This is a genomic window from Faecalibacterium duncaniae, from assembly GCF_010509575.1.
Taxonomy (GTDB): domain Bacteria; phylum Bacillota; class Clostridia; order Oscillospirales; family Ruminococcaceae; genus Faecalibacterium; species Faecalibacterium duncaniae.
Map to the genome: position 1 here is coordinate 201,560 of NZ_CP048437.1, position 13,933 is coordinate 215,492.

The window sequence follows — 13,933 nt, forward strand, 5'->3', positions numbered from 1 at the left end:
CGATCAGCACCCTTCCTTTTCGGCCAGCTTCCGGCCCATGAGCACGCCCATGACGGAGGCCATCATCAGGCCGCGGGTCCAGCCGGAGGAGTCACCCAGGCAGTGCAGACCCCGGATGTTGGTGTCGAGGTTCTCGTCCATCTTGACCTTGTTGGAGTAGAACTTCAGCTCGGGGCTGTAAAGCAGGGTCTCGTTGGCGGCAAAGCCGGGCACGACCATATCCAGCATCTTGATGAACTCAATGATGTTGGTCATGGCGCGGTAAGGCATGGCGGCGGTGATATCACCGGCCACGGCATCCTTCAGGGTGGGCTTGACGTTGGATTGCGCCAGCTCCTTGGGCCAGGTGCGCTTGCCGTCCAGAATGTCGCCGTAGCGCTGGACCAGGATGTGGCCCGCGCCCAGCATGTTGGTCAGCTCACCCACCTTCTGGGCGTAGGCGATGGGCTGGTTGAAGGGTTCGGTGAAGTTGTGGGAGACGAGGATGGCCAGGTTGGTGTTCTCGCTCTTCTTCTCCTTGAAGCTGTGGCCATTGACCACGGCCAGATCGTTGTCGTAGTTCTCCTGAGCCACAAAGCCGCCGGGATTCTGGCAGAAGGTGCGCACCTTGTTCTTCCAGGGCTTGGGGTAGCCGATGAGTTTGGACTCGTACAGCACCTTGTTCACCTTTTCCATGACCTCGTTGCGGCACTCCACGCGCACGCCGATGTCAACGGTGCCGGGCTTGTGGGCGATGTGGTGCTCGGCGCAGATCTTCTCCAGCCAGTCGGCACCGCGGCGGCCCGTGCCGATGACCACAGTATCGGCATAAACAGCATGGGCTTCCTCGTCCTTGGGTCCCTTGATGAACACGCCCTTGCACTCCTCGTTTTCCAGGATGATGTTCTCGCACTCGGTGCTGAACAGCATCTCCACGCCGTTGTCGGCCAGATAGTTCTGGATGGCCAGATACAGCTGCTGGGCCTTCTCGGTGCCCAGATGACGGATGGGGCAGTCCACCAGCTTCAGGCCGGCGTGGATGGCGTTCTTGCGGATCTCCTTGATGTCCTCGCCGGTGTAGATGCCCTCCACATGGGGGTCGGCACCGAACTCGAGGTAGATCTTATCGGTGTAATGGATGAGCTCCTGTGCGAACTCCTCGCCGATCAGGCTGGGCAGGTCGCCGCCCACCTCATAGGAGAGGCTCAGCTTGCCGTCCGAGAACGCGCCTGCACCGGAGAAGCCGGTGGTGATGGCGCAGGTGGGGCGGCAGTTGACGCAGTGGCCCAGCTCGGCCTTGGGGCAGTGGCGCTTTTCCACCGGCTTGCCCTTTTCCACCAGCAGGATCTTTTTCTTGCTGCCGTGGCGCAGCAGCTCTACAGCAGTGAAGATGCCGGCCGGACCGGCACCCACAATGATCAGATCGTATTTTTCCATCTCTAGTTTTATCCTTTACTATTAGTTACAAACTCCCTCAGTCGCCTGTCGGCGACAGCTCCCTCGGAGAGGGAGCCTTTTCTCGGAGGGAAGCTTTATGGGGGTGGCCAAAGCCTCCCTCATGGAGGGAGGTGGCATCGCGCAGCGATGACGGAGGGAGTTTAATCCTCTTCCTGCTCCACTTCCGCGCTCTCATCCACATGATCCAGCTCCACGGCGGAGGCTTCCACGTCGGCAGGGGCGATGTCCGGGGCGATCACGCCGTCACCGTTCAGATCCTGACCGGTCAGGGATTCCAGCATGGACTGGGTCTCGGGGTGGAGCTTGGCAAAGCGGCGGATGGCCAGCACGGTGTACAGGGCACTGAGCAGGTTGATGGCACCCTCGATAATGAGGATGATGCCAATGGCCATGACCAGCGTCTCCATGGTGCCGAAGGGGTTCAGGATCATCACCACGCCCAGCACCACGCTGAGCACCGGCAGCAGCAGGAAGCCCTTCCAGCTGGGGTACTCACAGCGGCGCAGGTCCAGAGCGTTCTGGATGCGGCCCAGGCTGTCGAAGATAACGAACAGGCCGAACACGATGGGCAGGATGCGCACCACGATGTCGCTGCGGAGGATGAGGAACGCGCCCAGGCCCAGGCAGATGATGCCCGAGATGAGGGTGAGCTGGCTCTGAAAGATGCCGCGCTCCACGGCAAAGTAGCGCACCAGCTGAACGGCGGCGCACACCAGCACCACGCCGCCCAGGGCGTAGCAGACCACGTTGAGGGCGGTGGAGGGCCGCATGAGCAGGAAGATGCCCAGCCCCAGGTAGAGCACGCTCATCAGGATCAGATTCCATTTCAACTTCTTTGCCATAAAAGGTCACGTTCCTTTCTTGTGCCGGACGGGTTCTGAAACGGTTTACTGTGCAGCGGCAGCGTTGTCGTACATGGGCTCGATGATCTTTTTGTCCAGGCGGGCAAAGAACACAAAGCTCAGGGTCACGCTGACCAGCTCTGCAATGACGAAGGACCACCACACCATATTCACATTGCCGGTCTTACTCAGCAGCCAGGCGGCGGGCAGCAGGACCACCAGCTGGCGGCAGACCGAGATGATCAGGCTGAACATGCCGTTGCCCAGCGCCTGGAAGGTGGAGGACAGGATGATGCTCATGCCGGCCAGCAGGAAGTGGAAGCAGATGATGCGCAGGGCAGGCTTGCCGATGGCCAGCATGGCCTCGCTGGCGGAGAACAGGCCCAGCAGCTTGTCGGGCAGGAATTGGAACAGCAGGAAGCCGACCAGCATGATGGCTTCAGCATAGAACATGGCACACTTGATGGTCTTTTTGACGCGGTCGGGCTTGCGGGCACCGTAGTTGTAGCCGATGATGGGCACCATGCCGTTGTTCATGCCGAAGATGGGCATGAACACGAAGCTCTGCAGCTTGAAGTAAACGCCGAACACGGCCACGGCGGTGGCGGTAAAGGCCATGAGGATCTGGTTCATCAGGAAGGTCATCACGCTGCCCACGCACTGCATGGCGATGCTGGGCAGGCCGACAACGTAGATCCGTTTGATGGCTTCGGCGCTGGGGCGGAAGCCCTTGAAATCCAGCTGGATATCGGGGTTCTTGCGGAGGTTGAGGTAGAAGGAGACCCCTGCGCCGCAGAACTGGCCGATGACGGTGGCCAAAGCTGCACCGGTGGTGCCGGACAGAGCCTCGCCGCAGTAGCCAAAGATGAAGATGGGGTCAAGGATGATGTTGACGATGGCACCCACCAGCTGGCTGATCATGCTCAGGGTGGTGCGGCTGGTAGCGGCCAGCAGTTTTTCGTTCATCACCTGCATGAACATGCCCAGGCTGAGCACGCAGCAGATGGTCAGGTAGCGGATGCCCTGCTCGGCGATGTCGGCATCGGCGGTCTGGGCGTAGAAGTAGGGGCGCACAACGGTCAGGCCCAGCACCAGAAAGACCAGGTAGCTGCACAGTGCCAGGAACAGGCCGTTCTCGGCGGTCTTGTTGGCGCGGGACTGGTTCTTTTCGCCCAGGCTCTTGGAGAGCAGGGCGTTGACACCCACGCCGGTGCCGATGCCCACGGCGAACATCATGTTCTGCAGCGAAAAGGCCAGAGAGACGGCGGTCAGGGCGTTCTCACTGACACGGGCGACAAAGATCGAGTCCACCACGTTGTACAGTGCCTGCACCAGCATGGAGATCATCATCGGGATGCTGAGCTTGATCAGCAGCGGGTTGACATCCATGGTGCCCATGATATTTTCGGGTTCGGAAAGATTGAGCTGTTTGTTTTCCACGATTTCTCCTTTTGACGTTGAATGATAGACGAGGGTTTATGCTTGAACAGGAGGGAGGTGTCCCGCCTCTCCTGTGGTGTCCGGCGATCGCTTCGTGCTGTAAACAGCACCTGCGTTTCGCTGACCGCCGCGCCAACGGCTCCTCCCTTCATCCGCCACTGGCGGTGGTCGTTGCCGTTGCCCAAAACGTGGGCAGAGCACAAAAGCACCCTACCCACGAAGCAGCATTGTTTTTTGGGCCGTCCGGCCCGGCGGGGATCACTCAGCCATGGTCTTTTCCTTGGCGGCGACAGCGTCCAGGATCATCTTGACGCAGGTCTCGCGGCCCAGGGCGGCGTTGATGGCCAGATCATAGTTGTGGGCATCGCCCCAGCGGTTCTGGGTGTAGTAGTTGTAGTAGGCAGCACGGTTGCGGTCGGTCTTTTCGATCTCTTCCTTGATGCCCTTCTCGTCGTGTGCTTTGACCAGCGGGTCGGTCTTGGCCAGCTCACGCCGCCATTCCACCGGTGCGTAGATGAACACGCGCAGCACATCCTTGCGATCCCGCAGCACATAGTCACCGCAGCGGCCCAGAATGACGCAGGGGCCTTCCTCGGCCAGCTGCTTGATGATGCGGCTCTGCAGGATGAACACCTGATCACCCAGCGGGAGCTCGTTGCCCATGGTATACAGGCTGTACAGCAGGCTGTGGGTGCGGCGTTTTTCGCTGGCGGCTACGGCTTCCTCCGAGAGGCCGGAGTGCTTTGCGGCCATGGTGATCAGCTCCTTGTCGTAGAGCTTGATGCCCAGTGCGTTTGCAACATCCTCTGCGATGTAGTTGCCGCCGGTGCAGTACTCACGTCCAATGGTGATGATCGTTTTTGCCATAATGTGTTCCTCCCTATGTTGTGGTTTCTATCCCGAAAAGCGCTTTGCGCTGCCGGCTCAGAGGCCGGACTGCACGGTGCTTGGGTCCTGTTGGGGTGCGGCAGGCTCTGCCGCGGGCTTGGGGGGCGCGGGGAGACGGACTTCCGCCACCCGCATCCGCCCGGTCTGGTCCACCGCGTACACGCTGCAGCGGCCGCCTGCGGCCAGCTGTTCGGGCGGGAAGAGCAGCCCGCCCTCGGGCGTGCGCTCCATCCGGCGGAAGGTGCGGTGGGCAGTGGTGGCGTGGGCCACGCCATCGTGGACGGCATAGGCCGCCCAGCCGGAAAAATCCTCCGGCAGCGGGTCCTGCTGGCCCCGCTGCTCAAAGAAATAGCTGCCATCCTCGGCGCGGGTCAGGTCGCATCGCACCCGGTTGGGCAGGTCGGCGGCCACTTCCCGCTGCTTGGGCCGCAGGGCAATGGCCCGGCCCGTGAAGTATCGCATAAAATCCGACAGCGCCATGGTGCAGTTCACGGCACCGTCGCTGTCGGCAGTGGGGTCGTTCAGCAGCACGAAATCCGCCAGAACGGCATCATCGTGCCCAAAGCCCCGCAGGCCCATCCAGACCCCCACGGGGTCCCGCTGGCCCCGGACGCGGCGCTCCACCCGGACTGCGATGGAGCAGTCATCGTGGATCTGGGCGCGCAGGTCGGCCAGATCCATCCAGGCCTGCCAGCAGGGATAGCCGCAGCAGCCCGCCGCCGCAGCCGCAAAGGCGGCATTGCCGGTGGAGCTGGTGGCTTTGTCCTCCATGGCGTAGGCAACTTCCTCGGGCAGGATATCCTCGCCGTAGCGGTTCATCAGGGCCGCCATCACAAGGGGCAGGTCCATCTCCCGGCCAAAGCTGGGGTCGTGGGCGCTCAGACAATATTCCGGCAGGTAGAGCCGCCGGTTCAGCGGGTGGCCGTTGTGCTTCTCCCAGGCAAGGGGGCGCACGGCAGCGGCCAGCAGCCGGACAGCAGGGGTCGCCTTGTCATCGTTGGTGGAAAGGTTCACCTGCAGCTGGATGCCGGTGCCGCCGCCCGGTGTGGCAACGGTGACGGTGTCCCCCATCAGGAACACCAGCCCGTCCTCGCTCTGGGCTTTGATGCTGCAGCGGGGATAATCCGGTGCCCACTTGCCAAAGCTGAGCCAGCCGGTCCAGGTGTTCCCGGCATAGACCCGGCAGCGCACCTCGACCATGGTGTTGTGGGGAGCGCTGGCGTTCCAGCTGACATTCAGGTTGCAGAAGGCCGGCATGGCGAACTCCGGGGTGGTATAGCTGCCGTAGGGCAGATAGCGGCCGGCGGAGGAATCCAGCACCACCGCGCCGCTTTCCAGCGCCACATTGTCCAGTGCGCCCCGGGAGAAGGTCTCGGTGCCGTGCAGCACCAGATTGTTCCGTTGTTCCATCCGCACTTCTCTCCTTTGCGCGCTGTGGACGGCGCAGTGTTATTCTTCGGGGGTGTCCTGGCCGCGCTCGGCGCGCAGCTCCTTTTCCAGCTGGGCATCGTGGAGCTTCTGGATGCTCTCCTCAATGTGGAACACCCGGTTCAGGTCGCCGTAGACGATCTGGCAGCAGATCTCGCACTGGAACCAGAAGCCGAACACCAGCATCAGCAGCAGGCCCAGCGGCATGCACAGGATCACCAGGCCCCAGAACAGGATGGTGACCAGCGCTGCGGCCAGCGCGTGGGGCAGGAACGCGATCATGCAGTTCAGGCTGTTTTTCAGCGTCAGGCGCAGGGGCTGATCCAGCAGCACGATCTGGGGCCACATGTAGGAAAACAGCATGTGGAACAGCACGAGGTTCAGCACCGTGGCCACCCACATGGGAACGCCCACGTTGGTGCCGTGGTACAGCATGTTGAAGCAGAAATAGACCAGGAAGATCTGCACCGTGACGATCACGCAGTACAGGATGCCGGGCAGGATGCTGGCCTTGAAGTTCTGCCGGAAGGCCCGGCGGTAGGTTGTCCACCAGTAACCGGCCTCGTCACGCAGGGCGCGCAGCACCGTGTCGTACATGCCGGCCAGTGCGGGGCCTGCAAGGATGCCGCCCGCGATGGCGCTGACGATCATCACGGTCAGGTTGTTCATCAGGAAGCCGATGTACACCAGGCAGATCACCGGCAGAAAGCCGATGCAGGTGAGCAGGTTTGCAAGGAACATGCTGCTCATATCGCGGCCCACCAGCTCAAAAAAGCGGCCTACGCCCGTTTTGCGGGGCGTGTCCTTTTCAACGCCCGGCCCGTCCTTGAAATCTTTAGAAGAAGGAAATAAACCCATTTGTTCCGGAATACCTCTCTTTTGTAATGGGCAGCAATGCCATTGTGCTACCTTTCTGCTTATAAATATACCCGGATTTTGTGGATTTTGCAAGCTAAAAAGCACGCATTTGTAAAAAAAGTGTGTTCTCTCCCATTTTGCCCCAAAGTATGTTACAATGATACTGGCCTTTTGGGCCGGAAGGAGGAAAGGAATTTGAGCATTTTACGCACCATTGCGTTATTCGTTTATCTGTTTGGCTATATGATCGTGCACTATGCCACCCTGCGCCGGGCCGAGCGCGCCCTGGCTGCCGGGGATCTGGACACGGTGGAGCAGATCGTCAAGGCCAACATCCCCCGCTGGAGCCGGGGCATCCTGCATGTTACGGGGGCCCGGATGACGGTGGAAGGGCAGAAGAATATCCCGGCGGGGCCCTGCGTGTTCGTGGGCAACCACCGCAGCTACTATGATATCCCCATCCTGCTGACTGCGTTGGACGCGCCCCACGGCATTCTGGCAAAGGAGGAGCTGGAAAAGATCCCCCTGCTCAACCGCTGGATGAAGCTGCTGGGCTGTGTGTTCGTCAAGCGGGATGACATCCGCGCTTCCGTCAAGGCCCTGAACGATGCCACTGCCATCGTGGAGAGCGGCCGGAGCTTCGTCATCTTCCCTGAGGGCACCCGCTACAAGGGCGAAGAGGGCGGCGCGGGCGAGTTCAAAGCCGGTGCCTTCCGCATTGCCATCAAGACGGGGGTGCCCGTGGTGCCGGTGGCCATCTCCGGTGCGCGGGGCCTGTTTGAGGGCCACGGCCTGCGGGCCACGCCCGGCGATATCCGGGTGCGCATCCTGCCCGCCATTCAGACCGCAGGCATGAGCAAGGCTGAACAGAAGCAGCTGCCCGATGCCGTGCGCCAGACCATTCTGGCCCAACTGTAAGGAGAACTATGGCAAGCTATCGTTACGAGCGGGACATCGACCCCGCAGACCTTGCCCCGCGGGCGGAAAAACAGTATACCCGCAAAGAGCGCTGGGCCAACTGGTGGGATTATAACCTCAAGTGGGTCCTCCTGATCGGTATTGCCGCGGCCTTTGTGGCTTACAGCTTCATCGGGCAGTATTTCTTTACCACCAAGCCCGATTATAATGTGGCAGTGGTGGCCCCCTACTACCTGCCGGATGACACCGTGACCGCCCTGCAGGAGCAGCTGGCCCGGTATGGCGAGGACCTGAACGGTGACGGCAAGACGGTCGTGACCCTGAATGTCTACACGCTGGATTATTCTGCCGGGGATACCCAGACCGAGAGCGATGCCTACCTGACCATGGCGGGCACCACCAAGCTGTCCACGGATGTGGCGGGCGGCCTGAGTTCGGTGTTCCTGCTGTATGACCCGGCGGGCTTTCAGGAGAGCACCGGCTCCCTGCGGTATCTGGACGGCACCCTGCCCGAGGCCGGAAGCGACAGCGACTGGTGGAACATGGTCTACCGCTGGACGGACTGCCCGGTGCTGACCGGGCTTGACCTGGGCGAGTACCGGGCCGACACCACCCACGCCCAGGGCGGCGACAGCCAGACCTATCTCGCGGATTTCTATGTCGGGATGCGCGGGGCCTGGAACACCGGCACCGAGGAGAACCTTGCGGGCGGCGAGGAGCTCTGGCAGGCACTGACCGCCGGGGCAGTCTCCACCGTGGAAGCGGAGGGGTGAGCCGATGCGGTTCCGTATCCTGCGCCGGGAAAAAGGCGCGCCCCGCCGCCCGGCCCCCGTGCCGGAGCCGCCGGCCGCGCCCGCTCCGCCCCGTGCCGCTGAGCTGGAAAACCCCTATGGGAGATACTATGGAACGGCGCGGAGCCGGGAAGATCTGAAACGTTGAAGAGGTGCTGCCACGGGCGGCACCTCTTCAATTCTATTCGCTTCTTGCAGGTGCTAGTTGAAAAGTTGTCCACCCTGAAACCGTGCGCCCTTTGTTGTTTCCGTGTCCGAGTTATGGTATACTAATCCAGTATCACGAAATGCAAAGGATGTGGAATGATGGACGCACTGGAACAGGCCCGCCGGGAGATCGACACGGTGGATGCCCAGCTGGCTGCCCTGTTTGAGCGGCGGATGAAGGCGGTGCTCAGCGTGGCGGAATACAAAAAGGCCCACGGCCTGCCCATCTTTGATGCCGCCCGCGAAAAGGTGGTGCTGGACAAGGCCGAAGCGCGGATCGGGGACCCGGCCCTGCGCCCCTATTACCGGGACCATGTGCAGAACATGATGGACGTGGCCAAGCAGTACGAAGCCGAGGTGTTGGGCCGCAACCGCGCCGCCTATCAGGGCGTGGAGGGTGCCTTTGCCCACATCGCGCTCCGGGCGCTCTTTCCCCATGCCGAGGCTGTGAGCTGCCCCACCTGGGATGAGGTGTTCGATGCCGTGGAAAAGGGCGATGCCGCCCACGGCGTGGTGCCCTTTGAGAACAGCCACGCGGGGGATGTGTCGGCGGTGCTGGACCTGTGTTACAACCACCCCGGGCTGTGGGTGGTGGATGTCTACGACCTGCCCATCTCCCAGAACCTGCTGGTGCTGCCCGGCACCCAGCTTTCCGACCTGACCCGTGTGTACAGCCACCAGCAGGCCATTGCCCAGAGCGAGACCTTCCTGAAGCAGTTCGGCCTGCCTGCCACGGCCATGCCCAACACGGCCATGGCGGCAAAGTTCGTGGCAGAGAGCGGCGACCGGACCAAGGCGGCCATTGCCAGCGTGGAAACGGCCGCCCTGTATGGGCTGGAGGTGCTGGTGCCCAGCATCAACACCGACGGCGACAACACCACCCGCTTCATCGTCCTCAGCCGCGAAAAGCCCACGGCGGGCAACCGGTTCTCCCTGCTGTTCACGCTGGACAACAAGCCCGGCAAGCTGGCCGAGGTCATTCAGGTCATCGGTGCCAGCGGCTACGATATGGAGTCCATCAAGAGCCGCCCGCTGCCCCACGTCCCCTTTGATTATTATTTTTATGTCGAGCTGGTGGGAGACCCCGCCGCCGAAAAGACCGCCGCGCTGCTGCGCGAGCTGAATCATGTCTGCCGCACGGTACGGCTGTTAGGAGTGTATACGAAATGAGCGATTTCATCGGGACAAAGCTCACCATGAATCTGGGCGAGCGCAGTTATGATATCATCCTGAAAAACGGTGCACTGGAAAACCTGTACCAGTTTGCCCGGCTGGACCGCAAGGTGGCCGTTGTCACCGACAGCGGCGTGCCTGCCGAATATGCCCAGCGCGTGGCCGACCAGTGCCGGGAATCCACCATCATCACGGTGCCGCAGGGCGAGGCCAGCAAGAGCTTCAAGATCCTGGAAACGGTGCTCCGGCAGATGCTGGAGTTCAACATGGGCCGCGGCGACCTGGTGGTGGCCGTGGGCGGCGGTGTGGTCGGTGATCTGGCCGGATTTGCCGCTGCCATCTACATGCGGGGCATCGATTTCATCAACTGCCCCACCACCACCCTTTCCATGATCGATTCCTCCATCGGCGGCAAGACCGCTGTGGATCTGGGCGATACCAAAAACATCGTGGGCGCGTTCTGGCAGCCCAAGCTGGTCATCGTGGACCCGGCCACCCTTTCCACCCTGCCCCGCCGCCACTACATCAACGGCCTGGCGGAGGCGGTCAAGGCAGGCCTGCTGGCGGACCCCGAGCTGTTCGCCATCTTTGAAAAGGGCGATATCGACACCCAGATCAGCGAGATCATCTACCGCAGCCTGCGGTTCAAGAAGAACGTCGTGGAGCAGGATGAGACCGAGCGCGGGATGCGCAAGGCCCTGAACTTCGGCCACACCATCGGTCACGGCATCGAGGCCGTCAAGGGCATCAAGGGCCGCCGCACCGTGGGCCTGTTCCACGGCGAGTGCGTGGCGCTGGGGATGCTGCCCATGATCGAATCCAAGGCGCTGCAGAAGCGGGTGCGGGCGGTCTACCGCCGCATCGGCCTGCCCACCCGCACCACCTATAACAAGGAAAAGGTGCTGGCCGAGATGCTGCACGATAAAAAGGCTCAGGGCGGCCAGATCACGGTGATCAAGGTGCCGGGTCTGGGCTGCTGGCGGGCCGAGACCATCCCCGTGGAGGGCCTGCGCCCCCTGCTGGGTGTGGAGGAGTAAGCCATGAAAAACACCTTTGGCAGCGACCTTTCACTGACCATTTTTGGCGAGAGCCACGGCAGGGCTGTCGGCGCGGTGCTGGACGGCATGGCAGCGGGCGTGCCTGTGGAGGAAGCCTTTCTTGCTGCCTGCATGGACAAGCGCCGTGCCCGGGGCGACGGCCTTTCCACCCCCCGTGTGGAGGGGGATGCGGTGCAGTTTTTGTCCGGCGTGGTCAACAGCCGCACCACCGGCACCGCCATTGCCCTGATGATCGAAAACCAGAACACCCGCAGCGGCGACTATGCCAAAACGGCTGACCTGCTGCGGCCCGGCCATGCGGATTACACCGCCTACGCCAAGTACCACGGCTATCAGGATGCCCGGGGCGGCGGCCACTTTTCGGGCCGCGTCACCGCCGCGCTGGTGGCGGGCGGCGCTTTGGTGCTGAGAGCCCTGAACCGGGCCGGGATCGAGATCGTGACTCACATCGGGCGGTGTGCCGGGATCAGCGATGCCCCCTTTGCGCTGGATGATCCCGCCGCGCTGGCGGCGCAGGCCGAGGCACTGCTGAACAAGTCCGAGGACTTTGCCCTGCTGGACGGCAGTGTGGAGGAACCCATGAAAGCTGCCATCCGTGCCGCCGGTGCCGAGGGCGACAGTGTGGGCGGTGTGCTGGAGACCGCCATTCTGGGCCTGCCCGCAGGCGTGGGTGAACCCTATTTCGACAGCGTGGAGAGCAAGCTCTCTCACCTGGCCTTCTCCATCCCGGCGGTCAAGGGCATCGAGTTCGGTTCCGGCTTCGGCTTTGCGGACCAGAAGGGCTCGGAGGCCAACGATGCCTTCCGGATGCAGGGGGAGCGCATCGTCACCGCCACCAACCACAATGCGGGCCTGAACGGCGGCATCTCCAACGGGATGCCCGTGGTGTTCCGCACGGCGGTCAAGCCTACCCCCAGCATCTACAAAACACAGGACACGGTGGATTATATCGCAAAGAAGGACGCGGAGCTGTCCATTCAGGGCCGCCACGACCCCTGCATCGTGCCCCGGGCCGCCATTGTGCAGACCTGCGCCGCCGCGCTGGCCGTGGGCGACCTGCTCACCGCAAAATACGGCATGGCCTGGATGGAGGACCCCACCGGCTACCGCAAGGAGGTGCTGTAAATGGAATACGGACTCATCGGCGGGCGGCTGGGCCACTCCTACTCCAAGGTCATCCACGAGATGCTCTGCGGCTACCGGTACGACCTGTGCCCCCTGCCCACGGAAGAGGAAGTCCGGGCCTTTCTGACCCGGCGGCAGTTCAGGGCCATCAATGTCACCATCCCCTATAAGCTGGTGGTCATGGAGTACTGCTCCTACATCGACCCCCACGCCAAGGCCATCAACGCTGTGAACACCATCGTCAACAGGAACGGCCTGCTCTACGGCTACAACACCGATTATCCCGGCTTCTCCTACCTGTGCGATGCACACGGTGTGGAGTTCAAGGACAGGACTGTGCTCATTCTGGGCACCGGCGGCACCCACAACACCACTTGGGCCGTGGCCCATGACCGGGGCGCGAAACAGATCTATACCGTCAGCCGCCATCCCGACCCCGAAAAGGGAGAGCTGACTTATGCTCAGGCCCTGACCACCGGGGCGCAGATCATCATCAACACCACGCCGGTGGGCATGTACCCCAATGCGGGCGTGAGCGCCCTGGATATCACCTCCATGCCCGGGCTGGAAGCCGTGATCGATGTCATCTATAATCCCGATAAGACCGAGCTCATCCTCCGGGCCGAAGAGCTGGGGGTGCCCGTTGCCGTCGGCGGTCTGGAAATGCTGGTGGCGCAGGCAGTGTACGCGGCAGAATTTTTCCTCGACCGCAAGTTTGAGGATGCCGGTGCCGAGATCGCCCGTGTGACCAGCGAGCTGCGGCGGGAACAGCTGAACATTGCCCTCATCGGGATGCCCTCCTCGGGCAAATCCACCCTGGGCCGCGCTCTGGCGGAACGGCTGGGCAAGCGGTTCGTGGATCTGGACGAGGAGATCGTCAAGGCCGACGGCCGGAGCATCCCGGACATCTTTGCCGCTGAGGGGGAGGCAGGCTTCCGGAAGCTGGAGGCCGCGCAGACCGCCCGCTTTGCCAGGGAGAACCGGCAGGTCATCTCCTGCGGCGGCGGCGTGGTCAAAGACCCGGCAAACCTCCGGGCGCTCCACGCCAACGGCATCGTGCTCTTTATCGACCGGCCGCTGGAAGATCTGCTGGTGGGCGGCGGAAGGCCCCTTTCCACCAGCCCCGAGGCCCTGAAAACCATGGAAGCCCAGCGCCGCCCGCTCTATCTGGCGGCAGCGGATGCTGTGATCCCCAACAAGACCACCCCTGCGGATGCCGTGACGGCGGCAATGGAGGCGCTGGATGAAATTTTTAGTCATTAACGGTCCCAACCTCAACCTGACCCAGTTCACGGAGCCGGGCATGGAGGGGCAGATCGATTTTAATACACTGCTGGATTATATCGAGGCGGGATGTGCCCAGATGGATGTTCAGGTGGACTTTTTCCAGTCCAACCACGAGGGTGACCTCATCGATGAGATCCAGTCGGCGGCAGGCCGGGCCGATGGCATTATCCTCAACCCGGGCGGCTATGCCTATTACAGCGTGGCCATTCTGGAAGCGCTGCAGGTGTGCGGCGTGCCCGCCGTGGAAGTGATGCTGGCCGACCCCAGCGGCAAGGAGCCCTTCCGCAGCGTGGATGTGGTCTCCTTTGGCTGTCAGGGCCGCTTTGCAGGCGAGGGGGTCAGCGGATATCTCCATGCCTGCGCTTACCTTGTGCAGCTGCTCCGGCTGGATGGCGGCGCGCAGACGCACCTGGTGCAGTAACAACCCTCTCAGTCTCGCATTCGCTCGCCAGCTCCCCCGAAGGGGGAGCCCTTGGCAAGT

General features: G+C 62.4%; 14 protein-coding genes. 8 read left to right on the forward strand and 6 right to left on the reverse strand.

Going from position 1 to position 13,933, the window contains the following annotated elements; genetic code table 11:
• Positions 1-3 precede the first annotated feature (3 nt).
• The 6 genes from GXM22_RS00935 to GXM22_RS00960 form a co-directional block, all read right to left on the reverse strand.
• Positions 4-1,416, reverse strand: coding sequence for an NAD(P)/FAD-dependent oxidoreductase (locus GXM22_RS00935; protein WP_005928470.1), 1,413 nt, complete (start codon positions 1,414-1,416; stop codon positions 4-6).
• A gap of 161 nt (positions 1,417-1,577) precedes the next feature.
• Positions 1,578-2,279, reverse strand: a complete 702-nt coding sequence (locus tag GXM22_RS00940) for an HdeD family acid-resistance protein (RefSeq protein WP_005928467.1) — start codon at positions 2,277-2,279, stop codon at positions 1,578-1,580.
• A gap of 45 nt (positions 2,280-2,324) precedes the next feature.
• Positions 2,325-3,719 carry an MATE family efflux transporter gene (locus GXM22_RS00945; RefSeq protein WP_005928464.1) on the reverse strand — a complete coding sequence of 465 codons (1,395 nt, stop codon included), beginning with the start codon at positions 3,717-3,719 and terminating at the stop codon, positions 2,325-2,327.
• Between the two features lie 258 nt (positions 3,720-3,977).
• On the reverse strand, positions 3,978-4,586 hold the full coding sequence (locus tag GXM22_RS00950; RefSeq protein ID WP_005928461.1) for a cytidylate kinase-like family protein: 609 nt from the start codon (positions 4,584-4,586) through the stop codon (positions 3,978-3,980).
• Between the two features lie 57 nt (positions 4,587-4,643).
• Positions 4,644-6,017 carry a hypothetical protein gene (locus tag GXM22_RS00955; RefSeq protein ID WP_005928458.1) on the reverse strand — a complete coding sequence of 458 codons (1,374 nt, stop codon included), beginning with the start codon at positions 6,015-6,017 and terminating at the stop codon, positions 4,644-4,646.
• 39 nt (positions 6,018-6,056) lie between these two features.
• Positions 6,057-6,893: a DUF624 domain-containing protein gene (locus tag GXM22_RS00960; RefSeq protein ID WP_005928455.1), complete on the reverse strand. Its 837-nt coding sequence runs from the start codon at positions 6,891-6,893 to the stop codon at positions 6,057-6,059.
• A 195-nt stretch (positions 6,894-7,088) separates the two neighbouring features.
• Here GXM22_RS00960 and GXM22_RS00965 point away from each other — a divergent pair, with 195 nt between their 5' ends.
• From GXM22_RS00965 to GXM22_RS00995, 8 genes are all read left to right on the forward strand, one after another.
• Positions 7,089-7,811: a lysophospholipid acyltransferase family protein gene (locus GXM22_RS00965; RefSeq protein WP_035393175.1), complete on the forward strand. Its 723-nt coding sequence runs from the start codon at positions 7,089-7,091 to the stop codon at positions 7,809-7,811.
• Positions 7,812-7,819: 8 nt separating this feature from the next.
• A complete protein-coding gene (locus tag GXM22_RS00970) occupies positions 7,820-8,584 on the forward strand; it encodes a hypothetical protein (RefSeq protein ID WP_005928448.1) in 765 nt (254 codons plus the stop codon).
• 4 nt (positions 8,585-8,588) lie between these two features.
• A complete protein-coding gene (locus tag GXM22_RS14995; protein WP_166444376.1) occupies positions 8,589-8,750 on the forward strand; it encodes a hypothetical protein in 162 nt (53 codons plus the stop codon).
• 158 nt (positions 8,751-8,908) lie between these two features.
• Positions 8,909-9,979, forward strand: a complete 1,071-nt coding sequence (locus tag GXM22_RS00975) for a chorismate mutase (RefSeq protein WP_035393171.1) — start codon at positions 8,909-8,911, stop codon at positions 9,977-9,979.
• Positions 9,976-11,019, forward strand: coding sequence for a 3-dehydroquinate synthase (aroB, locus tag GXM22_RS00980; RefSeq protein WP_005928440.1), 1,044 nt, complete (start codon positions 9,976-9,978; stop codon positions 11,017-11,019). The genes GXM22_RS00975 and aroB overlap by 4 nt, the downstream gene beginning before the upstream one ends.
• Positions 11,020-11,022: 3 nt before the next feature.
• Positions 11,023-12,165, forward strand: coding sequence for a chorismate synthase (gene aroC, locus GXM22_RS00985; RefSeq protein WP_005928437.1), 1,143 nt, complete (start codon positions 11,023-11,025; stop codon positions 12,163-12,165).
• Positions 12,166-13,428, forward strand: coding sequence for a shikimate kinase (locus tag GXM22_RS00990; RefSeq protein WP_005928434.1), 1,263 nt, complete (start codon positions 12,166-12,168; stop codon positions 13,426-13,428).
• Positions 13,409-13,873, forward strand: a complete 465-nt coding sequence (locus tag GXM22_RS00995) for a type II 3-dehydroquinate dehydratase (protein WP_005928431.1) — start codon at positions 13,409-13,411, stop codon at positions 13,871-13,873. The genes GXM22_RS00990 and GXM22_RS00995 overlap by 20 nt, the downstream gene beginning before the upstream one ends.
• Positions 13,874-13,933: the final 60 nt, after the last annotated feature.

Excerpts from the sequence above, each read along its gene's own strand:
- GXM22_RS00960 (WP_005928455.1), bottom strand. The coding sequence starts at position 6,893 with ATGGGTTTATTTCCTTCTTCTAAAGATTTCAAGGACGGGCCGGGCGTT.
- GXM22_RS00975 (WP_035393171.1), top strand. The coding sequence starts at position 8,909 with ATGGACGCACTGGAACAGGCCCGCCGGGAGATCGACACGGTGGATGCC.
- GXM22_RS00950 (WP_005928461.1), bottom strand. The coding sequence starts at position 4,586 with ATGGCAAAAACGATCATCACCATTGGACGTGAGTACTGCACCGGCGGC.
- GXM22_RS14995 (WP_166444376.1), top strand. The coding sequence starts at position 8,589 with ATGCGGTTCCGTATCCTGCGCCGGGAAAAAGGCGCGCCCCGCCGCCCG.
- aroC (WP_005928437.1), top strand. The coding sequence starts at position 11,023 with ATGAAAAACACCTTTGGCAGCGACCTTTCACTGACCATTTTTGGCGAG.
- GXM22_RS00970 (WP_005928448.1), top strand. The coding sequence starts at position 7,820 with ATGGCAAGCTATCGTTACGAGCGGGACATCGACCCCGCAGACCTTGCC.
- GXM22_RS00940 (WP_005928467.1), bottom strand. The coding sequence starts at position 2,279 with ATGGCAAAGAAGTTGAAATGGAATCTGATCCTGATGAGCGTGCTCTAC.
- GXM22_RS00995 (WP_005928431.1), top strand. The coding sequence starts at position 13,409 with ATGAAATTTTTAGTCATTAACGGTCCCAACCTCAACCTGACCCAGTTC.
- GXM22_RS00990 (WP_005928434.1), top strand. The coding sequence starts at position 12,166 with ATGGAATACGGACTCATCGGCGGGCGGCTGGGCCACTCCTACTCCAAG.
- GXM22_RS00955 (WP_005928458.1), bottom strand. The coding sequence starts at position 6,017 with ATGGAACAACGGAACAATCTGGTGCTGCACGGCACCGAGACCTTCTCC.
- aroB (WP_005928440.1), top strand. The coding sequence starts at position 9,976 with ATGAGCGATTTCATCGGGACAAAGCTCACCATGAATCTGGGCGAGCGC.
- GXM22_RS00935 (WP_005928470.1), bottom strand. The coding sequence starts at position 1,416 with ATGGAAAAATACGATCTGATCATTGTGGGTGCCGGTCCGGCCGGCATC.